General features: G+C 64.4%; 21 protein-coding genes and 1 pseudogene. All 22 read right to left on the bottom strand.

All coding sequences use genetic code 11. The annotated features are described in order from the left end of the window. Positions 1-9 precede the first annotated feature (9 nt). Complete coding sequence (gene gmk, locus BLT92_RS18845; RefSeq protein ID WP_172802635.1) at positions 10-573, bottom strand: guanylate kinase; 564 nt, start codon at positions 571-573, stop codon at positions 10-12. A gap of 19 nt (positions 574-592) precedes the next feature. Further along, positions 593-904 (bottom strand): integration host factor, actinobacterial type, encoded by a 312-nt coding sequence (mihF, locus tag BLT92_RS18840; protein ID WP_092108101.1) that lies wholly within the window; start codon positions 902-904, stop codon positions 593-595. Between the two features lie 197 nt (positions 905-1,101). Next, positions 1,102-1,956 carry an orotidine-5'-phosphate decarboxylase gene (gene pyrF / locus BLT92_RS18835; protein WP_092108099.1) on the bottom strand — a complete coding sequence of 285 codons (855 nt, stop codon included), beginning with the start codon at positions 1,954-1,956 and terminating at the stop codon, positions 1,102-1,104. Then, entirely contained in the window at positions 1,956-5,231 is a 3,276-nt protein-coding gene (carB, locus tag BLT92_RS18830; protein WP_092108097.1) for a carbamoyl-phosphate synthase large subunit, read from the bottom strand. Before carB ends, pyrF begins: the two co-directional genes overlap by 1 nt. A gap of 9 nt (positions 5,232-5,240) precedes the next feature. Continuing rightward, a complete protein-coding gene (gene carA, locus BLT92_RS18825; RefSeq protein ID WP_092108095.1) occupies positions 5,241-6,392 on the bottom strand; it encodes a glutamine-hydrolyzing carbamoyl-phosphate synthase small subunit in 1,152 nt (383 codons plus the stop codon). Continuing rightward, complete coding sequence (locus tag BLT92_RS18820) at positions 6,389-6,883, bottom strand: PH-like domain-containing protein (protein WP_092108093.1); 495 nt, start codon at positions 6,881-6,883, stop codon at positions 6,389-6,391. Before BLT92_RS18820 ends, carA begins: the two co-directional genes overlap by 4 nt. Beyond that, positions 6,868-8,187 (bottom strand): dihydroorotase, encoded by a 1,320-nt coding sequence (locus BLT92_RS18815; RefSeq protein WP_092108091.1) that lies wholly within the window; start codon positions 8,185-8,187, stop codon positions 6,868-6,870. The genes BLT92_RS18820 and BLT92_RS18815 overlap by 16 nt, the downstream gene beginning before the upstream one ends. Next, positions 8,180-9,160 (bottom strand): aspartate carbamoyltransferase catalytic subunit, encoded by a 981-nt coding sequence (locus tag BLT92_RS18810; protein ID WP_092108089.1) that lies wholly within the window; start codon positions 9,158-9,160, stop codon positions 8,180-8,182. The genes BLT92_RS18815 and BLT92_RS18810 overlap by 8 nt, the downstream gene beginning before the upstream one ends. After that, positions 9,157-9,708: a bifunctional pyr operon transcriptional regulator/uracil phosphoribosyltransferase PyrR gene (gene pyrR, locus BLT92_RS18805; protein ID WP_092108088.1), complete on the bottom strand. Its 552-nt coding sequence runs from the start codon at positions 9,706-9,708 to the stop codon at positions 9,157-9,159. The genes BLT92_RS18810 and pyrR overlap by 4 nt, the downstream gene beginning before the upstream one ends. Before the next feature lie 109 nt (positions 9,709-9,817). Further along, positions 9,818-10,225, bottom strand: coding sequence for a transcription antitermination factor NusB (nusB, locus tag BLT92_RS18800; RefSeq protein ID WP_092108086.1), 408 nt, complete (start codon positions 10,223-10,225; stop codon positions 9,818-9,820). Beyond that, positions 10,226-10,786 (bottom strand): elongation factor P, encoded by a 561-nt coding sequence (gene efp / locus BLT92_RS18795; protein WP_092109635.1) that lies wholly within the window; start codon positions 10,784-10,786, stop codon positions 10,226-10,228. Positions 10,787-10,898: 112 nt separating this feature from the next. Further along, the gene (aroB, locus tag BLT92_RS18790; RefSeq protein ID WP_092108084.1) at positions 10,899-12,014 is read right to left on the bottom strand and encodes a 3-dehydroquinate synthase; all 1,116 of its coding nucleotides are present in this window, start codon (positions 12,012-12,014) and stop codon (positions 10,899-10,901) included. An 80-nt stretch (positions 12,015-12,094) separates the two neighbouring features. Beyond that, entirely contained in the window at positions 12,095-12,718 is a 624-nt protein-coding gene (locus tag BLT92_RS18785) for a shikimate kinase (protein ID WP_092108082.1), read from the bottom strand. After that, on the bottom strand, positions 12,715-13,920 hold the full coding sequence (gene aroC, locus BLT92_RS18780) for a chorismate synthase (protein WP_092108080.1): 1,206 nt from the start codon (positions 13,918-13,920) through the stop codon (positions 12,715-12,717). The genes BLT92_RS18785 and aroC overlap by 4 nt, the downstream gene beginning before the upstream one ends. A gap of 10 nt (positions 13,921-13,930) precedes the next feature. Beyond that, positions 13,931-14,677, bottom strand: coding sequence for a prepilin peptidase (locus BLT92_RS18775; protein ID WP_092108078.1), 747 nt, complete (start codon positions 14,675-14,677; stop codon positions 13,931-13,933). 18 nt (positions 14,678-14,695) lie between these two features. After that, on the bottom strand, positions 14,696-15,649 hold the full coding sequence (locus BLT92_RS18770; RefSeq protein ID WP_092108076.1) for a shikimate dehydrogenase family protein: 954 nt from the start codon (positions 15,647-15,649) through the stop codon (positions 14,696-14,698). After that, on the bottom strand, positions 15,646-16,788 hold the full coding sequence (gene mltG, locus BLT92_RS18765; RefSeq protein WP_092108074.1) for an endolytic transglycosylase MltG: 1,143 nt from the start codon (positions 16,786-16,788) through the stop codon (positions 15,646-15,648). The genes BLT92_RS18770 and mltG overlap by 4 nt, the downstream gene beginning before the upstream one ends. Further along, positions 16,785-17,261 (bottom strand): Holliday junction resolvase RuvX, encoded by a 477-nt coding sequence (gene ruvX, locus BLT92_RS18760; protein ID WP_092108072.1) that lies wholly within the window; start codon positions 17,259-17,261, stop codon positions 16,785-16,787. The genes mltG and ruvX overlap by 4 nt, the downstream gene beginning before the upstream one ends. Then, the gene (alaS, locus tag BLT92_RS18755) at positions 17,258-19,912 is read right to left on the bottom strand and encodes an alanine--tRNA ligase (RefSeq protein WP_092108070.1); all 2,655 of its coding nucleotides are present in this window, start codon (positions 19,910-19,912) and stop codon (positions 17,258-17,260) included. The genes ruvX and alaS overlap by 4 nt, the downstream gene beginning before the upstream one ends. Before the next feature lie 239 nt (positions 19,913-20,151). Then, on the bottom strand, positions 20,152-20,751 hold the full coding sequence (gene rpsD, locus BLT92_RS18750) for a 30S ribosomal protein S4 (RefSeq protein ID WP_172802701.1): 600 nt from the start codon (positions 20,749-20,751) through the stop codon (positions 20,152-20,154). A gap of 215 nt (positions 20,752-20,966) precedes the next feature. Next, positions 20,967-21,374: an NAD-binding protein gene (locus tag BLT92_RS21160; RefSeq protein WP_231939178.1), complete on the bottom strand. Its 408-nt coding sequence runs from the start codon at positions 21,372-21,374 to the stop codon at positions 20,967-20,969. Between the two features lie 192 nt (positions 21,375-21,566). After that, a pseudogene (locus tag BLT92_RS20985) lies at positions 21,567-22,557 on the bottom strand (cation:proton antiporter domain-containing protein); the annotation flags it as partial. Positions 22,558-22,583 lie beyond the last annotated feature (26 nt).

Raw genomic sequence — 22,583 nt, 5'->3', positions numbered from 1 at the left:
ATGTCCAATCTAATCGGTAGTGGATATACCCATCAATGATATGAGTTCTTCGGCCGCAGTGCGAACGTGGTCATTGACGATGGTGACATCGAACTCGGTTTCGGCCTGCAATTCCTGCTTGGCCGTGGTCAGTCGACGCTCCTGTTCGACGGCCGATTCGGTTCCGCGACCGGTGAGTCTCGAGACGAGTTCCTCCCAACTGGGTGGAGACAGGAAGACGAACAGCGCGTCGGGCATCTTGTCCTTGACCTGGCGTGCTCCCTGCAGATCGATCTCGAGCAGGGAGGGTATTCCCTGGGCCAGCTTCTCCTGCACTTGGGCCGACGGTGTGCCGTAGCGGTGGCGACCGTGCACGACTGCGTACTCGAGGAGCTCACCGGCAGCGATGAGCGAATCGAACTCGTCATCGCTGATGAAGTGATAATGGACACCATCGGTTTCGCCGGGTCGCCGCGGCCGCGTGGTCGCGGAGACGGAGAACCAGACCTCGGGATGATGATCTCTGATGTACGCGCTGATGGTGCCTTTTCCGACCGCGGTGGGTCCCGCGAGGACGGTGAGTCGATTATTCACAGATCTATTGTTCACACATTCAGGAGTATTTCTCCAACAGGGCATTCTTCTGGTGTACGCCCAGTCCCTTGATTCGCCGTGACGACGCGATGCCGACGTCATCCATGGCCGCTTCCGCGCGTCGGTCGCCGACTCCGGGCAGCGATCTCAGCAGATCAACGACGCGCATCTTTGCGAGTGCTTCGTCTGCGCCGGCCTTCTTCAGCACGGCGGCGAGATCGGTTTGACCATTCTTCAGCGCGGTTTTGACCTCGGCTCGCGCCTGACGGGCCTTGAAGGCCTTGTCAAGAGCGGCAGAACGCTGTTGCGGGGTCAAAGGTTCGAGTGCCACATTATCTCCTCTGTCACCATGAACGAGCAGGTAGGGAAGTTGCTTCAGTCTAAAACAAAAACCCTCGTGAGAGGCATAAAGCGAGAAAGAAAACTCAAATGTCTGCAGAACTTGTCATTCCGGGTCCGCGCCGGCCCGCCTCAGTCAGCGTCGCGGACCGGCGCCGAGGACCCAGCCGACGCACCCGTGTCCGGGTCTCAGCCCACCTGGATCAGAGATTCGTTGAGTGACTTTGCCGCTGCGCGCACACCGGCGGGTCCGGCACTGAGCACGGCGCGCGAGGTGGTGGCCAGGATCTGGTTGGCGGCAATGGCCTCGGGTCCGAAGACGTCGACGAGTTCAGTGATCCCAGCTCCCTGTGCGCCGACTCCCGGAGCCAGGATGGGGCCATTGCACTCGGTGGGGTCGACGCCGAGCTCGCGTGCTGCGGATCCGATCGTCGCGCCGACGACCAAGCCGAAGCGACCGGGGCCGGGACCGGAGTCTGCGTTGCGGGCCGCGACCTGGGAGACGATCGAGCCGGCCACGGAATCACCGAATCCCGAGGCGGCCGGGCCACGTCTGGCGTGCTGAACCTCTGCCCCTTCCGGATTCGAGGTCAGTGCGAGCACGAAGACCCCCCGATCATGGGCCTCGGCGAGGTCGAACGCCGGATCCAGCGCCCCGAATCCGAGGTACGCAGACACCGTGATGGAGTCGGCTACCAGCGCCGAGGCGGGGTCCAGGTAGGCACGCGCGTAGGCTCCCATGGTGGACCCGATGTCCCCACGTTTGACGTCGAGGACGCTGATGAGTTCGTGTGCCCGACAGGCCGCGAGGGTCTCCTCGAGAACGGCGACTCCGGCCGAGCCGTACTGCTCGTAGAAGGCTGACTGCGGTTTCACCGCGGCCACGCTCCCGGACAGCTCGGCCACTGTGCGCAGTGAGAATTCGCGTACCCCATCCGCTGTGCGCGGCAGCCCCCAGGCCTCGAGCAGGTGGTCGTGGGGGTCGATGCCCACGCACAGCGGCCCGTGCTCGTCCATGGCCGCCTTCAGGCGGGCACCGTACATCACGCGCTCCAGTCCTGGAGGCTGCGGACCTTGAACGTCTTGTCCCGGACGACTTCGAGCGAGGTCACTGCCGCGGCGAATTCGGCCAGGGTGGTGATCAGCGGCACGGAGTTCGCGGTCGCTGAGGCACGGATCTCATAGCCGTCCGCCCGCTCTTGTCGTCCCGATGGGACGTTGATGACCATGTCGATCGTGCCTGCGGCCAGGTAGTCCAGCACCGACCGGTCCTCGGCGTCGGCCTCGAAGTGCTTGTGGACCTGAGTGGTATTGATGCCGTACCGGGACAGCACGGCAGCCGTGCCGGTCGTGGCGACGACGTCGAAGCCCATGTCGACGAGTTCCTTGACGGGCAGAACCATGGCGCGTTTGTCCCGGTCCGCCACAGACACGAACACGGTGCCCGACGTCGGCAGCTTGATCGAGGCTCCCAGGAGGCCCTTGGCGAAGGCGGTCGGGAAATCGTGGTCGATGCCCATGACCTCACCGGTCGAACGCATCTCCGGTCCGAGGATCGAATCGACGACCTTGCCCTCGACAGTCTGGAATCGGCGGAACGGCAGGACCGCTTCCTTGACTGCGATCGGGTGATCCAGCGGCAGGGTCGAACCGTCACCGGCCTCCGGAAGCATGTTCCCGCGCATGTCGGCGATCGTGCGTCCGACGGCGATGAGGGCTGCGGCCTTCGCCAGCTGCGTCGATGTGGCCTTCGAGACGAAGGGCACGGTCCGCGAGGCGCGGGGGTTGGCCTCGATGACGTGGAGGACGTCGGCGGTGATCGCGAACTGGATATTGAGCAGCCCGCGCACATTCGTGCCCTCGGCGATCGCCGCAGTGGCGGTGCGGACACGGTCGAGCACGTCGTCGCCCAGGGTCAGCGACGGCAGCACGCACGCCGAGTCACCGGAGTGGATTCCGGCTTCCTCGATGTGCTCCATGATGCCGCCGATGAAGATGTCGGTGCCGTCGTAGAGGGCATCGACGTCGATCTCGATGGCGTCCTCGAGGAACCGGTCGACGAGGACGGGCCGGTCGACGGAGATCTCGGTGGCGCTGGCCATGTAGTCCACGAGCTGCGTGCGATCGTAGACGATCTGCATGCCGCGACCGCCGAGCACATAGGAGGGCCGAACGAGGACCGGGTAGCCGATCTCCTCGGCGATCTTCTCGGCCTCGGCATAGGTCACTGCGGTGCCGTGCTTCGGTGCGGTGAGCCCGCCGCGGTCGAGGACGGCACCGAATTCGCCGCGGTCCTCGGCCAGGTCGATGGCCTCGGGCTGGGTGCCGAGGACCGGCACTCCTGCGGCCTTGAGCTTGTCGGCCAAGCCCAGCGGGGTCTGCCCGCCCAGGGTGCAGACGACGCCGAGCACGGGACCGGCGGCCACCTCGGCGTGGTAGACCTCCATCACGTCTTCGAAGGTCAGGGGCTCGAAGTAGAGGCGATCGGCGGTGTCATAGTCCGTGGACACGGTCTCGGGGTTGCAGTTGACCATGATCGTCTCGAAACCGGCTTCGGAGATGGCCATCGTCGCGTGCACGCATGAGTAGTCGAATTCGATGCCCTGACCGATCCGGTTCGGCCCCGAACCGAGGATGATCACGGCCGGCTTCTCGCGGGGCGCAACCTCGGTCTCCTGGTCATAGCTGGAATAGTGGTACGGCGTGTGTGCGGCGAACTCGCCGGCGCAGGTGTCGACGGTCTTGAACACGGGGCGGATGCGCAGAGCGTGACGGACTCCGGTGACGACACCGGTGTCGAGCTTGCGCAGGCTGGCGATCTGTTCGTCGGAGAAGCCGTGGTTCTTCGCGAGCTGCAGCACCTGGGCGTCGAGTTCGTCTGCCGAGGAGATGAACTCGGCGACTTCGTTGATGAGTTCGATCTGGTCGAGGAACCAGGGATCGATCTCGCAGGCGTCGAAGACCTCCGCATTGCTCAGACCGGCAGCCAGTCCCCGCTGCACGGAGTGGATGCGATCGGCCGTGGCGTGCGAGATGGCCTCAAGGACGGAATCTTTGACGTCCTCGTCGCTGATGTCGGGCAGTTCGTTCCAGGAGAACGAGGCCTCCCGCTGCTCCATCGAGCGCATGGCCTTCTGCAGCGCAGTGGTGAAGTTGCGGCCCAGAGCCATGACCTCGCCCACGGACTTCATGGTCGTGGTCAGCGTCGGGTCGGCTGCCGGGAACTTCTCGAACGTGAACCGTGGGATCTTGACCACGACGTAGTCGAGGGTCGGTTCGAAACTGGCGGGTGTGACCTTCGTGATGTCGTTCGGGATTTCGTCGAGCGAGTAGCCCACGGCCAGCTTCGCTGCCATCTTCGCGATCGGAAATCCGGTGGCCTTCGAGGCCAGTGCCGAGGAGCGCGAAACCCTCGGGTTCATCTCGATGACGACGATGCGGCCGGTCTTCGGATCGACGGCGTACTGGATGTTGCAGCCGCCGGTGGCCACGCCGACGGCGCGGATGACGTCGATGCCGATGTCGCGCATCCTCTGGTATTCGCGGTCGGTCAGAGTCAGCGACGGTGCCACTGTGATCGAGTCACCGGTGTGCACGCCCACAGGGTCGACGTTCTCGATCGAGCACACGACGACCACGTTGTCCTTGTGGTCGCGCATGAGTTCGAGTTCGTATTCCTTCCAGCCGAGGATCGATTCTTCGAGGAGCACCTCGTGGTTCATCGAATCGCCCAGGCCGGCTCCGGCGATGCGGCGCAGGTCGGTCTCGTCATAGGCCATGCCTGAGCCCAGACCGCCCATCGTGAACGAGGGGCGCACGACGACCGGATAGTTGAGCTCTTCGGCCCCGGCCAGGGCCTCCTCAATGCTGTGGCAGATGACGGACTTGGCCGATTCCGCGCCGCATTCTTCGACGATGGTCTTGAACTTCTGGCGATCCTCGCCGCGTTGGATGGCCTCGACGTCGGCGCCGATGAGTTCGACCCCGTACTTCTCAAGGGTTCCCGCGTCGTGGAGTTCGATCGCGGCGTTGAGTGCTGTCTGACCGCCCAAGGTCGGCAGGATCGCGTCGGGGCGTTCCTTGTCGATGATCGATTCGATGATGTCGGGGGCGATGGGTTCGACGTAGGTGGCGTCGGCGACATCGGGATCGGTCATGATCGTCGCCGGGTTCGAGTTGATGAGGATGACGCGCAGGCCCTCTTCGCGCAGCACACGGCAGGCCTGGGTGCCCGAATAGTCGAACTCGCAGGCCTGCCCGATGACGATGGGACCGGAGCCGATGACGAGGACGGATGTGAGATCTTGTCTGAGTGGCATGGGTTCTCCTTAGGCCTGTGCGACCTGGGAAGCGGACATGAGGTCGATGAATCGATCGAACAGGTAGCTCGAATCGTGGGGACCGGCTGCGGCCTCCGGGTGGAACTGGACGGAGAACGCGGGGATGTCGAGGCACTGGAGTCCTTCGACCACGTCATCGTTGAGGCACACGTGCGAGACGCTGACTCGACCGTAGGCCGCGTCGTGTGGTGCCTGTGTCTCACCGTCCAAGGGCGCGTCGACGGCGAAGCCGTGATTCTGAGAGGTGATTTCGACCTTGTCCGTGGTGCGGTCCATGACTGGAACGTTGATTCCGCGGTGTCCGAAGGGCAGTTTGTAGGTGCCGAAGCCCAGAGCCCGGCCGAGCAGCTGATTGCCGAAGCAGATTCCGAAGAACGGGATCTTCGCGCCCAGGACCTCGCGGAGGAGTTCGACCTGTGCATCAGCGGTGGCGGGGTCGCCGGGACCGTTGGAGAAGAACACTCCGTCGACTCCCAGCGCCTGGATCTGCTCGAAGCTCGTTGTGGCGGGCAGGAGGTGGACGTCGATGCCGCGTTCGCTCAGCCGTACCGGCGTCATGGACTTGATGCCCAGGTCCACGGCCGCGACGCTGAACTTCTTCTGCCCCACGGCGTGGATGAGCTTGGGTTCGGTGATCGAAACCTCTTCGGCCAGTTTCGCACCGGCCATGTGCGGTGAGCCCTGGACCTTGGCCAGCAGCTCGTCGTCATCGGCCGCAGCCGCAGGACCGGAGAAGATGCCCATGCGCATGGCTCCGGCTTCGCGCAGGTGCAGGGTCAGAGCGCGGGTGTCGACGTCGCTGATGCCCACGATGCCCGATTCCACGAGGCGGGTGGACAGGTCTCCGATGGAGCGCCAGTTCGACGAGACTCTGGAGGCATCGCGGACGACGTAGCCGGCGACCCAGATCTTCGCCGATTCGTCGTCATCATCGGTGATGCCGGTATTGCCGATGTGCGGCGCTGTCTGGATCACGATCTGACGGTGGTAGGACGGGTCGGTCAGCGTCTCCTGATAGCCCGACATCGCGGTGACGAAGACCGCTTCGCCCAGGGTTTCACCGATGGCTCCGTAGGCGGAGCCGCGGAAGGTGCGGCCGTCTTCGAGGACGAGGACGGCGGGTGTGGTGGACAGTCTCATTGTGCCTCTTCGATCATTTCGCGGATGCGGTCGACGGTGGGAGTGGTGCTGGCGGCGTAGCGGGCGCGGAAGCCGGTGTCGACGAGGGTCTCCCCCAGTCGCCAGGTGATGCGCACGATGCCGCCGCGTTCGACGAATTTGCCGATCATGCCGGCGGTGGTGTCGACGGAGACGATGTCTCGCCTGGGGATGAGGAAGTCCTCACGTCCCGCCAGGTCCATGACGACTCCCCCGTCGGTGACGACGATCTCTCCCGTGGTGCGAATGCCGAGACCGTGGACGGCGACTCGTTCGAGCGGGTGTCCGGCCAAGGTCGTCGAGACATAGGATCCTTCGACGGGATCGGACACGGGTGTGATTCCCATATGCGGTTTCGTCGGCTGCGGCATCTGGGTCTGACTCTTCTTGCGTCGGCTCCACCCCCAGGTGATCGCAAGGATCAGGACGACGAAGACGACTGCGATGATGATGACGCTCACTGGTCTGTCCATGATGCTCCTGCCGGGTGGGGTGTGCTGAGTCGTCCGCCGGAGAGCACCCGGTGGCCGTAGAAGAAGGTGTCGGTGATCGCGGTGGAGACTTCGAGACCGGCGAAGGGGTTGTTGCGTCCCTTCGTGGCGTGGTCATCTGGCACGATCGTGTGCGCCGAGGACGGGTCGATGAGGACGATGTTCGCGCTCGCGCCGATCTCGAGGCTGCCGTGTCCTGTTGCTCCGGTGATCCGCGCGGGAGTCACCGACATGACACGGGCGAGGTCGCCGAAGTCGAAGTCATAGTCGGCCATCGCCTGAACGACGATGGGCAGCGCCGTCTCCATGCCGACCATGCCCATGGCCGCGGCCGTCCACTCACTGCATTTGTGCTCCGAGGTGTGTGGGGCGTGATCGGTGCCGATGACATCGATCGTGCCGTCGGCCAGGGCTTCGCGCAGAGCAGTGACATCGGCTTCGGTGCGCAGCGGTGGGTTGACCTTGTAGACCGGGTCGAAGCTGCGGACGAGTTCGTCGGTGAGCATGAGATGGTGTGGGGTCACCTCGGCGGTGATCTCGACGCCGCGGGACTTCGCCCAGCGGATGATGTCGACGCTGCCCTTGGTCGACACGTGGCAGATGTGCAGGCGCGAGCCCACGTGTTCGGCCAGGAGCACGTCGCGGGCGATGATCGACTCCTCGGCGACCGCGGGCCAGCCGGGCAGTCCCAATTCGGCGGAGACGACGCCCTCATTCATCTGTGCGCCCTCGGTCAGGCGCGGTTCCTGAGCATGCTGGGCGATGACTCCGTCGAAGGTCTTGACGTACTCGAGGGCACGTCGCATGAGCAGCGGGTCCGAGACGCAGATCCCATCGTCGGAGAAGATCCGGACTCGAGCCGCCGAGCGGGCCATGGCGCCGATCTCAGCGAGGTACGTCCCCTCCAGGCCGATGGTCACGGCTCCGATGGGCACGACTTCGGTGTAGCCGGCGGTGCGTCCGAGGCGGTGGACCTGTTCGACCACGCCTGCGGTGTCCGCGACCGGTGCAGTGTTCGCCATGGCGTGAACGCAGGTGAACCCGCCCGAGGCGGCCGCGCGTGAGCCGCTCAGGATCGTCTCCGCGTCCTCTTTTCCGGGTTCCCTCAGATGCGTGTGCATGTCGACGAGTCCGGGCAGGGCGATGAGTCCCTCGGCGTCGACGATTTCAACATCGCTGACGTCGTGAGTGAGCAGATCGGGGTCGACGATCGTCGAATCCTTGATCGCAATATCGGCGATTCCCTGGCCCAGCACATTCGCACCGCGGATCAGATAATCAGTCATTGGTCTCCTCCTGACCTGTCAAGAGGCGGTACAGGACCGCCATGCGCACGCTGACTCCGTTCTCGACCTGGTCGAGAATGAGGGCGCGTGGTGAGTCGGCGGCTGCCGCTGAGATTTCGAAGCCGCGGTTCATCGGCCCCGGGTGCATGATGAAGGTCTCCTTCGGCAGTCCGGCCAGACGGGCGGCGGAGAGTCCCCACAATCGTGCGTATTCACGTTCATTGGGGAAGAACGATTCGTGCATGCGCTCGTGCTGGACACGCAGCATCATCACGGCCGCATAGTCTTCGCTGTGCAGCGCCTCATCGAGATCGTAGTGCAGGGTCACCGGCCAGGTCTCGACACCCCAGGGCAGCAGCGTCGGCGGTGCGACGAGGTGGACTTCGGCGCCGAGGTTGGCCAGCAGGTGGACATTCGACCGGGCCACTCGGGAGTGCAGGACGTCCCCGACGATGGCGATCTTCGCACCGTCGAGTCCGCGTCCGCGTGGGCCGTCCTTGACAGCCCCCGAGGCGGCGAACCCGCCGAGGGCGCGGCGCAGGGTGAAGGCGTCGAGGAGGGCCTGTGTGGGGTGTTCGTGGGTGCCGTCGCCGGCGTTGACGACGGGGACATCGATCCAGCCGGTGTGGGCCAGGCGATGGGGCGTGCCTGAACCGGCGTGGCGGACGACCAGGGCATCGGCGCCCATGGCGGAGATCGTCTGGATGGTGTCCTGCAGGCTTTCGCCCTTGGACACCGAGGAGCCCTTGGCGGAGAAATTGAGGACGTCGGCGGAGAGCCTCTTGGCCGCTGCCTCGAAGGACAGTCGGGTCCGCGTCGAGTCTTCGAAGAAGAGGTTGACCACGGTGCGTCCGCGCAGCACCGGCAGCTTCTTGACCTCGCGTTCGGAGACCTGCGTCATCTCTTCGGCGATGTCGAGGATCGAAATGGCATCGTCGCGGGTGAGTGAGATGGTGTCGAGGAGGTGTTTCATTCGCGGCCTCCCGAGATCGTGACCTCGTCGGCGCCGTCGATCTCCGCCAGGGAGACGTTGACGCGTTCGCTGCTCGAGGTGGGAAGGTTCTTCCCCACATGGTCGGCGCGGATCGGCAGGTCCCTGTGGCCCCGGTCGACGAGGACGGCCAGGCGGACCTTCGCGGGGCGGCCCAGATCGGAGAGTGCGTCGAGAGCGGCTCTGATCGTGCGGCCGGAGAAGAGCACATCGTCGACGAGGACGACGGTCTTCGCATCGATGCCCTCGGCGGGGATCGTGGTGGGCTCCGGCGCACGGTAGGCGCCGCTGCGCAGGTCGTCACGGTACATCGTGATGTCGAGGCTTCCGACGAGTTCGCTCGCCATCTCCGGACGTCCTGAGATCGAGGCGACCTGCTCGGCCAGACGGGTGGCCAAGGGAACCCCGCGACGAGGGATCCCTAAGAGGACCAGGTCATCGCTGCCCTTGTTGGACTCGATGATCTCGTGGGCGATACGGGTCATTGCCCGCTTCATATCTGGGGCATCGAGCACTGTTCGCTGTGTCATGCTTCCCCTTCTCCGCCTCTCCGGACGGTGGTTAAAGGAGTGGTTCGATTCGATTGTAGACCTCGCACGATTGAGGTCGGTTCGCGGGTCCGGATTCCGGACCCGCGGCTCAGATCAGGGTCGGCTTGACGTCCAGGACGCGTGAGAGCAGTCCCGAGATGAAACCTGGCGAGTCATCCGTCGAGAACTGCTTGGCCAGGGACACGGCCTCGTCGATCGCGGCCTTGTCGGGCACCTCGTCGTTGAAGAGGATCTCCCAGGTCCCGATCTGGAGCAGCGCCAGGTCGACGGCCGGCATCCGCTCAAGGGTCCAGCCCTGTGCATAGGTAGCGATGATTTCGTCGATCTCGTCACGATGACTCGCGATTCCTTCGACGATCTCGACCGCGTAGGCCTTCATCGGGTAGTCGGGGTCGTTGGACCGCATGGTCACGACCTGGTCGGTGTCGAGGCGGCGCTGTCCCGCCTCGAACATCAGTTCCAGGGCCCGACGGCGGGCCCGCGTGCGTGCTGACACTTACTTGACGCGACCCAGGTAGTCGCCGTTGCGGGTGTCGACCTTGACCTTGGTGCCCTCTTCGAGGAACAGCGGCACCTGGATGTCGTACCCCGTCTCCAGCGTCGCCGGCTTGGAACCGCCGGTCGACCGGTCACCCTGCAGTCCCGGATCGGTGTGGGCGATCACGAGCTCGACCGAGGGCGGCAGCTCCACGGACAGCGCGGTGCCCTCATGGAAGGAGATCTGCAGGTTCTGGTTCTCGAGCATGTAGTTGGCGGCATCGCCGACGAGCTCTGGTGAGAGGGAGACCTGGTCGTAGTCCTCGGCGTCCATGAAGACGTAATCGGTGCCGTCATGGTAGAGGTACTGCATGTCGCGACGGTCGACATTGGCTGTCTCGACCTTGGTTCCGGCGTTGAACGTCTTGTCGATGATCTTGCCGGAGAGCACGTTCTTGAGCTTGGTGCGGACGAATGCCGGACCCTTGCCGGGCTTGACATGCTGGAATTCCAGCACCTGCCACAGCTGATTGTCGATATTGAGCACAAGGCCGTTCTTCAGGTCGTTGGTTGAAGCCACTAATCCGTCCTTCTTCGTGTCAGTCTTGGCCACCGCGAGGTGATCGGGGGTGTCTGGCAGTTTCGCCAAACAGCAATTCTAGCAAGCTCATGCAGACGCTGCTATTTCGGGGTCAGCCCAGGTCTGTGCCGAGCATGATCCGGGGCGAATCCTCCCCGACCTCCTGGTAGGCCGTGTGGAGGATCGAGACGTCGGGAATCTCGACCGTCGCGGGCGAGCCCACCTCGCCCAGTAGCACCATGCGCAGCATCGAGCCGCGTGCCTTCTTGTCCCGCTTCATCGTCTCCAGCAGCTGCGGCCAGACATCGGCTCGGTAGGTGATGGGCAGACCCAGTTTGGTCAGCAGCTCACGGTGCAGGTCGACGGTCTCGGGGGGAAGTCCCTTGACCATCGCGGCTACCTCGGCGGCGAAGACCATGCCTACGGACACCGCAGCGCCGTGGCGCCACTGATAGCGCTCCTTGTGTTCGATGGCGTGGGCCAGGGTGTGACCGTAGTTGAGGATCTCGCGGCGTCCGGACTCCTTGAAGTCATCGGCGACGACGTCGGCCTTGACGGCGATGGCACGTTCGATGAGCTCACGCAGGACGGGACCGTCCACCTCGGCGATCTCAGCCTTTGAATGACTGCTCACGAGATCAAGGATCGCAGGATCGGCGATGAAGCCGGTCTTGACCACCTCGGCGAGGCCGGTAAAGAGCTCGTTCTCCGGCAATGTCTGCAGGGTGTCGAGGTCGACGAGGACTCCCGACGGGGCGTGAAAGGAACCGACGAGGTTCTTGCCCTCAGCGGTGTTGATGCCGGTTTTGCCGCCGATTGCCGCATCGACCATGCCGAGGACCGTGGTGGGAATGTGGATGGCGGAGAGGCCGCGCAGCCAGGTGGCTGCGACGAAGCCGCCGAGGTCGGAGACCGCTCCCCCGCCGACTGTGATGATGGCGTCGGTGCGCGTGAAGTCGCTCTGGCCGAGCACCTGCCAGCAGAACGCGGCGACCTGGACATGCTTGGCTTCCTCAGCATCAGGGATCTCTGCCACGATCGCATCCAAACCGGTTGCACGCAGGTCATCGCGGACCGTCTCTCCGGTGGTCCGCAGGGCTCGGGGATGAATGACGAGCACCTTCTCGACACGTGGGCCGAGAAGTTCGGGGAGCTCGCCCAGGAGCCCCTGCCCCACGAGAACCGGGTAGTTTCCGCCGGCTTCGACGTTGATGCGTGTGAGACTCATTCGTGCACTTTCCCCTTTGCTGCCTCCGGGCATGACATGCGCGCGGCGGCTGAACTTACGAACCTGTTGCGCCCCCAAGCCTAACTCTCTGATTCGTGACCCGAGTACTTGGCATACTCTTCGGCTCGCTGCAGGCCGGTGAGGACGTCGACGACGCGGTTGACGATGGTCGACGGATGCGAATTCGAGGCGTGGACACGGAAGGTGGCAACCTGGTCGTAGAGCGGCTCACGCTCGTTCACGAGCGCCATCCAGTTCTCCAGCGGCGTTCCCGCCCCGCGCAGCAGAGGCCTGTGAGGTGAGTTCAGCCGCGTCATGACGGTGTCGACATCGATGTCGATGTGCACGACCTTGATCGCGGGATGCCCCAGCTGGGCCCGGGTACCCGGATTGAGGATCGCTCCCCCGCCCAGGGACACGATTCCCGGGCGGTCGAGAAGGCGACGCAGGGCACGCCGGACGACCTCGCGCTCGATCCGGCGGAAATGGTCCTCACCGCGCTCGACGAAGATCTCTGCGATGACGCCGTATTTGTCGACGATGTTCGCATCCGTGTCGATGAGCGGCAGATCGAGCCGGTCGGCCAGGAGCCGACCGATCGTGGATTTGCCGGCGGCGGGCGGCCCGGTCAGGACGATGCGTGACTGCGCGGCCGGGACCGGTTCCAACGGTGGAACCGGTTTCGGGTGCGGGCGTTGAGTCATCGGCCGATGCGGAGGTTCTCCGGAATGGCGGCCGCATAGGCATCCAAGTTCCGTTTGGTCTCGGCCACGGAATCCCCGCCGAACTTCTCCACCACGGCTTCGGCGAGGACGAGGGCGACCATCGCCTCGGCGACGACGCCGGAGGCCGGCACCGCGCACACATCCGAACGCTGGTGGTTGGCCTTGGCGGATTCGCCTGTGGCCACGTCGACGGTCGCCAGAGCCCGTGGGACCGTGGCGATGGGCTTCATGCCCGCCCGGACTCGCAGTGGCCCGCCCGTCGACATTCCACCCTCGGTGCCGCCGGCGCGATTGCTCACGCGCCGGATGCCGTCATCGCCCACGGCGAGCTCGTCGTGGGCCGCCGATCCCGGGCGCTGCGTGGTGAGGAAGCCATCGCCGACCTCGACGCCCTTGATCGCCTGAATGCCCATCAGGGCTCCGGCGAGTCGGGAATCGAGTCGCCGGTCCCAATGGACATGCGAGCCCAGCCCGGGCGGCAGATCGTAGGCGAGGACCTCGACGACTCCGCCGAGGGTGTCACCGGCCTTCTTCGCCGTATCGATCTCCGCGACCATGCGTGCGGACAGCTCCGGGTCGAAGCAGCGCACCGGATCGGCATCGAGTGCGTCCACGTCCGAGGCCAGAGGCAGTGAGGGCTCGGTCGCAGAATCGGCGACGTTCTCGGCGGTCCCGATCGCCACGGTGTGGGAGACGAGTGTGATGCCGAGCTCGCCGAGGAAGTTCGCGGCGATGGTGCCCAGGGCGACGCGCATCGCCGTTTCCCGTGCGGATGCGCGTTCGAGGATCGGTCGTGCCTCATCGAATCCGTATTTCTGCATTCCGACGATGTCGGCGTGACCCGGACGTGGTCGGGTCAGCGGAGCGTTGCGGGCCTGTCCGGCGAGTTCGTCCTCGTCGATCGGGTCCGCGCTCATCACGGTCTCCCATTTGGGCCATTCCGTGTTCCCGACCTCAACGGCCACCGGTGAACCCAGTGTCTGACCGTGTCGGACTCCGCCGAGGAGTCGAACCTCGTCGGCTTCGAACTTCATTCGCGCTCCACGGCCGTAGCCCAATCTGCGTCGAGCCAAGCTCGCGCGAATGTCTTCCCTGGTGATCGGAACATGGGCGGGAAGCCCCTCAATGATCCCTGTCAGCGCTTCGCCGTGGGATTCGCCTGCAGTCAGCCATCTCAACATTCAACCGATTCTACAAAAGGAATGGCGAAAGCACCGACCCGAACCACATTCCGGAAAGCATGGCGGGCCCGAATGCGATCGTCGTCGCTTTCAGGCTGCGTTTCGCCGCGGCGGCGATGAGCGCCCAGATCCCGGCGATGAACATCATGATGATGAATGTCAGTGCCGGAGCCCAGTGGTCGAACAGGCCTGCAGTGGAGAAGGTGACGAAGGCGAGCTTGACGTCGCCGAGGCCCATGGTCCGCGTGCGCATGAGCCTGCCGATCAGGTGGAGGACGGCGAAGGCCGCAGCTGCGCCAAGGCCCGCGAGGAGCCCGACGAACCAGATTCTCGACTCCCCGACCAGCGTACCGAGCACCATGGTCAGCAGGCAGATGACGATGAGCGGGTAGACGAGGCGGTCAGGCAGACGGTGGACGAGGACGTCGACGACGATGAGGAACGGCGTGGCTGCGGCGACGACGCCGAGGATCAGCGCCGACAGGATGATATCGGCCGGGTTGGGTGCAGAGGCGGTGAACCCGGTGTCGACGGGTATCACCTGCCCGGAGGGAAAGAGCAGCACTGCGGCGGCGGCGATGCAGATGCTCGCGATCATCAGCCACGGTCCCCGGACCAGACGCACTCGCGAGATGATCTCGAACTGGGCATCGTCGGCGAGCCATGTTGCGGCGGTGCGAGCCAGAATCAGCCCTGCAGCGACGCTGATGAGGATCGACAGCCCGATGAGCATTCCGTGCAGAACGTCTGTGTCCACCGCGCTGCGCCCTCCTCGTCAGTCCTGCGCCGAGGCGCTCTGTTCGCCGAGTGCTCGATACATGGCGTCCGCGATGACGACCCGCAGGTCCTGACCCATGGGCAGGTGTGCCCCCACCGGCTGGTCACCGGCGGCAATGAACATCTCCGACTGTGCGACAGCCTGTTCGACAAGCATCTCCGTGCCCTCGACCGGGATGAGTCCATGAGCTTCGGCGGCGCGGAGAAATCCGGACTCGGCGGCATAGGCCACGTCGAGGGCCACTCCTCCGCGGAAGCCAGGCGACCACTGCAGCGCGGGGACCGCCTCGGCGGGGAGGGTGGAGATGACAAGGGCGGAAGGATCGATGCGGTCCAAGGGTGCGGTGGTCGCCGACATCCCGAGCCGTTGACTCAGGGCGAGGACCCGGCGAGCCCGATCGGGATTCCTGACGAGGAATTCGACCGTGGTCATGCCCAGTTCATGGCAGGCCACCAGTGCCGAGGCCGCGGTCGCCCCGGCTCCGAGAATGGTGGCCCTCTCGGCACCGTCACTGTCGGCCGTGTTGACGCCCGCGCTCGCACCGAGACCCACGGCCATCGCCGATATCCCAGCGGTCACGGCCGCCTCCCGACAGGTGCTCAGACCTGGGGCCATCGCGCGCACGATTCCCTGCACGTCGGTGTTGGCCACCGACGTCGCTCCGTCCCTGCGGACAAGGGTGTTCGCCGCTCCGGTCAGTCCGGCCGTGTCATCGAGTTCCCATTCGTGGGCGCGGGCAAGTTCGACGAGCCGTTCCTTCAACGGCATCGTCAGGGAGAATCCGACTTGCGTCCCGTGAGTTGCGAGAAAGGCTTCGAGATCGTCGGCGCCGAGGTCGAAGCTGGCGTATTCGCTGCCGTGGAGTCCCAGTGCCCGGAACGCCGCACGGTGAAGCAGCGGCGACTTGGAGTGGGCGATCGGGGATCCGAGCACCGCAGCCGAGATCGTCATGTGTCGCCGTTGTCCTCTCCGTGCTGTTTGAGCCACTCCCGGTAGATCTCGACGTTCTTCTTATGTTCCTCGAAGGTCTTGGCGAACTTGGTTTCGCCTGTGTCCGGGTTCGTGGCCACGAAGAACTGCCAGTCTCCCTTGGTCGGATTCAGTGCCGCGTCGACGGCACCGGAGCTGGGTGAATTGATCGGCCCCGGAGGCAGCCCTTTCTTCTTGTACGTGTTGTACGGGCTGTCGGATTCGCGTTCCTTCTTCGTTGTCGTCAGGTCGCTGCGGGCACCGTGGATGTAGGCCACGGTCGCATCGGATTGGAGCAGTCTGCCGGTCCTCGACTCCTCCGAAATACGGTTGAGGAAGACTCGTGCAACCTTCTTCCGCACCTCTTCGTCACCGGGCGATTCGATTTCGACGAGGCTGGCCAATGTCATGATCCGATTGGCGTCATCGAGGTCGATGTCGGCTTTCTCGATCTCCCGCTTCGTTTTGTCGACCATTTCGGACACGATGTCCTCGGCGGTTTTGTTCTGGTTGAGGTTGTAGGTGGCCGGATACAGATATCCTTCGAGGCTGGGGGCTTCGACGTCGAGACCGTAGTCCTTCGGAGTCTTGTCGTCGATGGCCTTGTCAACCTCTTCGGCCTTCATCCCAGACTCAACCATCTTGGCCTTGATCTGTTTGATCTGCCGCCCCTCGGCAATCGTGATCTTGGGAGGCTTGATCGGATTGACGAGCGCTTCCACAGCAGCCTTGGAGCTCATCTTCTCCCGCAGGATGATCGGTCCGGCCTGGATCGTGACGTCGCGACGTTCGACCTCGTCGAGGAACGGTTCGGAGTTCATGATCACACCGGCCTTGACGAGCTGGTTGGCCACGGAGCGTGCCGAAGCCCCCGGCGGGATCTCGATGGAGACCTCACTGGTGCCCGCGCCTTCGTAATCGCCCTTGGGGCCGAACAGATCGTCGAAGACTCCGCCAGCGGCTCTGACGCCGAAGAATCCTCCGATGCCGAAGACGAGCACGCAGATGACGACGATGGCCGTCGTCCGGCGCCTGCGCATCATCCGCCGGTGCTTCCTGGCTTTGAGGTCGGACCGGGTCAGCCCTTCGTTCTCCGAGAACTCACCTGGGAACGGGCTCATTGCTCACTCTCCTCGTCGGGCATAGCTCGACCGGCGGGTGCACCGGTGTTGTGTTCGAATTCGAGGGCGTTCTGCAAGATGATCACGGCCGCCTGAGCATCAACGATCTCACGGCGTTGGCGGGAGTTCTTCCCGGCGGCTGCCAGGGCGTGATGGGCTTCGACCGTGGTGAAGCGCTCATCGACGAGGCGGATGGGCGTCGCGGTGGCAACGCTGATCCGCCGGGCGAACTCCAGTGCGGTGGCCGCCGCTGCCCGGGCTGCTCCGTCTAGGGATTTCGGGTCGCCGATGAGCAGCTCGATCGGCTCGTATTCGTCGATGATCTCTCGCAGCGCCTTCAGCGCCGCGGGTTCGTCACTCCGACGGACCACCGTCAATGGCGTGGCGAGGATGCCGTCGGGGTCGCTGCTGGCCACCCCGATGCGCACCGAACCGATGTCGAGGCCCAAGCGTCGGCCTCGGCGGAAACTCATTGGAGAGCTGCCTTGACCGCTCCGATGGCAGCGGGGATTGCGGATTCGTCGCTGCCGCCGCCCTGGGCGAGATCGGGCTTTCCGCCGCCACCTCCGCCGAGCTCGCCGCAGGCCAGGGACACGAGCTTGCCGGCCTGGTGACCTTCCTCCCGTGCGGAAGAGGTCGTGGCGATGACGACGACGGGTTTTGCGTTACTCGTCCCGATTCCCAGGACGACGGCGCTGCGATCGGAGACTCGGCTGCGCAGGTCGGTGACGACGGTGCGGATGTCTCCGGCGTTCGAGACCGCACCGAGTTCGGCGACGACGAACAGGGTCGATCCCACGGTCTGGGCGTTGTCGAGGAACTTTCCGGCCGAGGCAAGGAGCTGTTGGGAGTTCAGTCGTGCAATCTCCTTCTCCGCGTCCTTGAGCTTGCTCATCAGGTCCCCGACGCGTTCTTTCACGTCTGTTCCCGGCACTTTGAGCATGTCGGACAGCGAGGACACGATGCTGCGTTCTGCGGCCAGTGAGCGGAAGGCATCCATGCCCACGGCCGCCTCGATGCGGCGTACGCCCGAGCCCACGGAGGCTTCGGACAGCACGGAGATCGGTCCGACCTCGGACGAGGCTCCGACGTGGGTGCCTCCACAGAGTTCACGGGAGAACGGTCCGCCGATGTCGACGACGCGCACGATGTTCGGGTACTTCTCGCCGAAGAGTGCCATCGCACCAGATTTTCGGGCGTCTTCGAACGGCAGGAATTCGGTGCCGACCTCGTAGTTCGAGCGGACGGCGAGGTTGGCGACGTCTTCGATCTCCGCCCGCATCTGGGCGCTCGGGGCTTCGGGGAACGAGTAGTCGAAGCGCATGTAGCCGGGCTGGTTCATCGAACCGGCCTGGACGGCGTGAGTTCCGAGGATCTCCCGCAGTGCGGCATGGACGAGGTGCGTAGCGGTGTGGGCTTGCGAACCCTGGAACCGGTGGTCGTGGTCGACGACGGCCAGGACCTCGGCCCCGACGTGGATCTCACCGTCGATGACTTCCACCCGGTGTGCGGGGAGCCCCTTGATGGGATTCTGCACATCGAGGACACGGGCGGTGAAGCCATGGCCCCTGATGAGGCCGATATCGGCACGCTGTCCGCCGGCCTCGGCGTAGAACGGGGTCAGGTCGAGGATGAGATCGGCGCTCTGACCTGGTGACAGGACTTCCCGGGCGAGCCCGTCGACGACGATTCCGCGCACCCGGGAGTCAGCTTCGAGCCTGTCGTAGCCGACGAATTCGGAGGCGCCGTCGTCGAGCAGCGCGGAATAGGCGGAGAGATCGGCATGTCCCCCGCCCTTCTTCGCCTTTGCGTCGGCCTTCGCGCGGGTCCGCTGTTCGCTCATCAGGGCCCGGAAGCCCTCCTCGTCGACGTGGACACCTTGTTCGGAGGCCATTTCCAACGTCAGGTCGATCGGGAAACCGTGGGTGTCGTGCAGGGCGAATGCGACGTCGCCGCTGAGTGTCCTGTCCGTTTCGGGCAGCGACGCCGCAGCGTTCTGGAACAGCTGAGTGCCGGATTCCAGAGTCCGCAGGAATGCCTTCTCCTCGGCATACGCGATGCGGGAGATGCGATCGAAGTCGACCTCCAGTTCCGGGTAGGACAGTTTCATCGATTCCATGGACACCGGCAGCAGTTCGGGCAGGACTTCGCTGGTCACGCCGAGGAGGCGCATGGCGCGCACTGCACGGCGCAGCAGGCGGCGGAGGATGTAGCCGCGGCCTTCGTTGCCGGGTCGGACGCCGTCGCCGATGATGATGAGGGACGAGCGCACGTGATCGGCCACGACGCGCATCTGCACGTCGGCATTGTGATCGGCACCGTACTGGTGCCCCGAGAGTCGGCTGGCGGCCTCGATGACGGGGAAGACCTCGTCGATCTCATACATGTTCTCAACGCCCTGGAGCAGGAAGGCGACGCGTTCGAGTCCCATGCCGGTGTCGATGTTCTTCGCGGGGAGTTCGCCGGCGATGTCGAAGTCGACCTTGGATCGGACTTCGCTGAGTTCGAATTCCATGAACACGAGGTTCCAGATCTCGATATAGCGATCCTCATCGGCCACAGGTCCGCCCTCGAGGCCGTATTCGGGACCGCGGTCGAAGTAGATCTCGGAGCAGTAGCCGCCGGGGCCGGGCTGTCCGGTGTGCCAGAAGTTGTCCTCGTTGTCGCGCGGCTGGATGCGCTCACGTGGAATCGAGGTCTCGTCGAGCCACAGGTCGATGGTTTCGATGTCGTCCTCGTGGACTGTCGCCCACAGCAGATTCTTATCGAAGCCGAACCCGCCGTCTTCCACGGAGTTCGTCAGCAGACCCCAGGCGAAGCGAATGGCATCGCGTTTGAAGTAGTCACCGAATGAGAAGTTGCCATTCATCTGGAAGAAGGTGCCGTGGCGGGTGGTCTTGCCGACCTCTTCGATGTCGCCGGTGCGCACGCACTTCTGTACGCTCGTGGCGCGATTGAACGGGGCAGGCTCACGACCTGTGAGGTACGGGATGAACTGCACCATTCCCGCTATGTTGAACAGGATCGATGGGTCGGAGCTGATCACCGACGCTGAGGGGACGACCGCGTGCCCATTCGCTTCGAAGTAGTCCAACCAGCGCTGTTTGATCTCTGCCGTCTTCATCCAAGGCCTTTCACATGTTGCGTGTGCACTCTTGCACTCATCAGGGATTAGTTTAGTGGCTCGTCCACATTATGCGAGGTGCCGACGCCGCGCGCCTGCGACCCGCGGGTCGCAGGCGAGATCAGCAGTCGAGGCCCGGGTCTGCGAAGTGACCCGCCGAGCGATCTGAGGGGTGAATGCACAACTGCCCGGAACTCGACGTTCCGGGCAGTTGCTGCCGTGCGATCCCTCTGGGGTGATCAGCGCGAGTAGTGCTCGACGACCAGCTGAACGTCGACGGTCACTGGAACCTCTTCGCGCTTGGGGCGACGAAGCAGTGTGGCCTGCAGACCTTCGAGGTTGACGTTGAGGTAACCCGGAACTGCAGGGAGAACATCCTTGTGTCCACCGGCGGCAGCAACCTGGAACGGATCCATCGTTGCGCTGCGGTCGTGAACCTGGATGGTCTGGCCTTCCTTCACGCGGAATGAAGGACGATCGACGCGCTGGCCGTCAACGGTGATGTGACGGTGCACGACGAACTGACGCGCCTGAGCGATGGTGCGGGCAAAGCCCGAACGCAGCACCAGGGCGTCGAGACGCGATTCGAGAAGTTCGACCATGGTCTCACCGGTCAGACCGGAGAGGCGGCTGGACTCCTTGTAGATCTTGAGCATCTGAGCTTCGCGGATGCCGTACTGGGCGCGAAGACGCTGCTTCTCCTTGAGACGGACCGAGTAGTCGCTGTCATTGCGACGACGTGCGCGGCCGTGCTCGCCTGGAGGATACGGGCGACGCTCGAAGTACTTCTCCGCCTTCGGAGTCAGCGGCATGCCGAGGGCGCGCGAGACGCGCGTCATGCGGCGGTTACGTGCTGGTGCTGGCACTGTATTACCTTTCATCAATATGGTGTGTCACGACCGGCCATAGGTTCTCGCCCTAGTCGAAACGGTTGTTTCCCAGGATGGGAAAGAGGGATTGAGCGTCGAGATCCGCTCGCACCGACCGCCTTTAGCGTGCAGGCACAACAGCAACCTATCTTAGCCGAAGTCCAGCCCCCGGCGCAATGCAGATGTCAGTGGAGAGCTGGGCTCCGGCAGGTGCGCTGCGGGTCACACTTCGGTGTGACCGGCTTCCTCGGGTCCTCGACCGTCAGGTGGTTCCATTGCCGCATCGGCGACTGCTGCGCCTGATCCTGGCGCTGCACCACCGCTGCGATGGTGCCGTCGAAACCGGCGATCCGCAGTTGGTCGAGAGCGAACGTGTTCGAGTCGTGGATCGCCATGGCCAGGATGACCGTGCGGGCCGTTCCGCCGACCACCAGTCGATGCCAGAATTTGTGGTCGGTGGCGTCGCCTTCGAGGACATTGAATTCTTCGCGTTCCAGCTCCTCCACCACCAGGTGATCGTTGTCGATGCCGATGACCGACAGACCGCCGCGATCGACGAGCCGTTCGTAGGCGCCAGGGCCGATGCGTCCCATACCCAGCACCACCACCTCGGCGGCCCCCGTATCGATCGGTCGGTCGGTGGGCCGCAGACGGGCTTCGTTCTCGTCTGGCAGGATCTCGTCGAGACGGGCCAGGATCTGCAGGCTGTACGCGTTGGCCAGCGAGGAGATGATCATGCCGATGGCTACGGCCAATGCCGTGACTGTCAGCCAGTTGTCTGCGAAGACACCGTTGGCCACCCCGACGGCGACGACGGTGAGCGCGAATTCGGAGAAATTGCTCAATGCCAGACTGGTCCGGACGCTGGTCCGATGGCGCAGACCGAAGAGACGGCCCATGAGATAGAAGCTGATGAAGTTGAACGGGATGAGAACCACGCACAGGATCAGCGCCAGTGCCAGATCGGCCCAGGTCGGTACCGCCTGGAGACCGATCTCGACGAAGAAGGCGACGAGGAAGAAGTTCTTTGACGCTGAACAGGGATTTGGACAGTTCGGTGGACCTGGGATGGCTGGCGAAGAGCAGACCCATCGCCAGGGCGCCCAGGTCGCCGTGGATGCCCACGGACTCGAAGGCGACGTAGCCCGGCCCCAGCGCCATGACCACGCCGAAGAGCATAAGCAGTTCACCGCGTCCCACGCGATCGAGAATGCGGCGCAGCACCCATGAGGCGGGAACCAGGAGAACCAGGGCGAAGGCCCACGGGCTCGGCGGCTCCTCCCCCGCGACGGTGATGAAGGCGACCGCGGCGATGTCTTGGAAGACGAGGATGGCGATGGCGATCTGACCGTAGTATGAACCGTCATCGGAGCGATCTTCGAGCACCTTGACGACGAGGACCGTCGACGAGAACGAGAGTGCGAACCCGAGCAGGCCCACGGTCCGCAGACCACCGCCGAGGGTGACGACCCCGATGACCGCGGCGAGCCCGATCGTGCCAGCCCCGACGAGGACACTTGTCAGCATATGGAGGGCGGCAGTGCCATAGGCCTCGGGTTGGATCAGGGAACGCAGATCGAACTTCAGCCCGATGGTGAACAGGAGCAGGATCACACCGAGGTCGGAGACCAGGCCGAGACCCGAGAAGGCGGTGGCGCCGAGGAGGTGGAGCAGGAACCCGGCGCCGAGGAAGCCGACGAGCGGTGGAATGCGCAGCTCATGTGCGACCAGACCGAGCGCGAGGGCGACCGCGATGGTGACGATGATCTCCTGCACGCCGCCCCTCCTTGGCCACTACTGCG

This window comes from Brevibacterium picturae (assembly GCF_900105045.1).
Taxonomy (GTDB): Bacteria; Actinomycetota; Actinomycetes; order Actinomycetales; family Brevibacteriaceae; genus Brevibacterium; species Brevibacterium picturae.
This window is presented reverse-complemented; position numbering and strand designations above follow the sequence as displayed.

What these genes read in the sequence shown, in the direction of transcription:
- pyrF (WP_092108099.1), bottom strand. Translation starts at nt 1,956, where the DNA reads ATGTACGGTGCCCGCCTGAAGGCGGCCATGGACGAGCACGGGCCGCTG.
- carB (WP_092108097.1), bottom strand. Translation starts at nt 5,231, where the DNA reads ATGCCACTCAGACAAGATCTCACATCCGTCCTCGTCATCGGCTCCGGT.
- carA (WP_092108095.1), bottom strand. Translation starts at nt 6,392, where the DNA reads ATGAGACTGTCCACCACACCCGCCGTCCTCGTCCTCGAAGACGGCCGC.
- BLT92_RS18820 (WP_092108093.1), bottom strand. Translation starts at nt 6,883, where the DNA reads ATGGACAGACCAGTGAGCGTCATCATCATCGCAGTCGTCTTCGTCGTC.
- BLT92_RS18815 (WP_092108091.1), bottom strand. Translation starts at nt 8,187, where the DNA reads ATGACTGATTATCTGATCCGCGGTGCGAATGTGCTGGGCCAGGGAATC.
- BLT92_RS18810 (WP_092108089.1), bottom strand. Translation starts at nt 9,160, where the DNA reads ATGAAACACCTCCTCGACACCATCTCACTCACCCGCGACGATGCCATT.
- pyrR (WP_092108088.1), bottom strand. Translation starts at nt 9,708, where the DNA reads ATGACACAGCGAACAGTGCTCGATGCCCCAGATATGAAGCGGGCAATG.
- aroB (WP_092108084.1), bottom strand. Translation starts at nt 12,014, where the DNA reads ATGAGTCTCACACGCATCAACGTCGAAGCCGGCGGAAACTACCCGGTT.
- BLT92_RS18785 (WP_092108082.1), bottom strand. Translation starts at nt 12,718, where the DNA reads ATGACTCAACGCCCGCACCCGAAACCGGTTCCACCGTTGGAACCGGTC.
- aroC (WP_092108080.1), bottom strand. Translation starts at nt 13,920, where the DNA reads ATGTTGAGATGGCTGACTGCAGGCGAATCCCACGGCGAAGCGCTGACA.
- BLT92_RS18770 (WP_092108076.1), bottom strand. Translation starts at nt 15,649, where the DNA reads ATGACGATCTCGGCTGCGGTGCTCGGATCCCCGATCGCCCACTCCAAG.
- mltG (WP_092108074.1), bottom strand. Translation starts at nt 16,788, where the DNA reads ATGAGCCCGTTCCCAGGTGAGTTCTCGGAGAACGAAGGGCTGACCCGG.
- ruvX (WP_092108072.1), bottom strand. Translation starts at nt 17,261, where the DNA reads ATGAGTTTCCGCCGAGGCCGACGCTTGGGCCTCGACATCGGTTCGGTG.
- alaS (WP_092108070.1), bottom strand. Translation starts at nt 19,912, where the DNA reads ATGAAGACGGCAGAGATCAAACAGCGCTGGTTGGACTACTTCGAAGCG.
- rpsD (WP_172802701.1), bottom strand. Translation starts at nt 20,751, where the DNA reads ATGACGCGCGTCTCGCGCGCCCTCGGCATGCCGCTGACTCCGAAGGCG.
- BLT92_RS21160 (WP_231939178.1), bottom strand. Translation starts at nt 21,374, where the DNA reads ATGGGACGCATCGGCCCTGGCGCCTACGAACGGCTCGTCGATCGCGGC.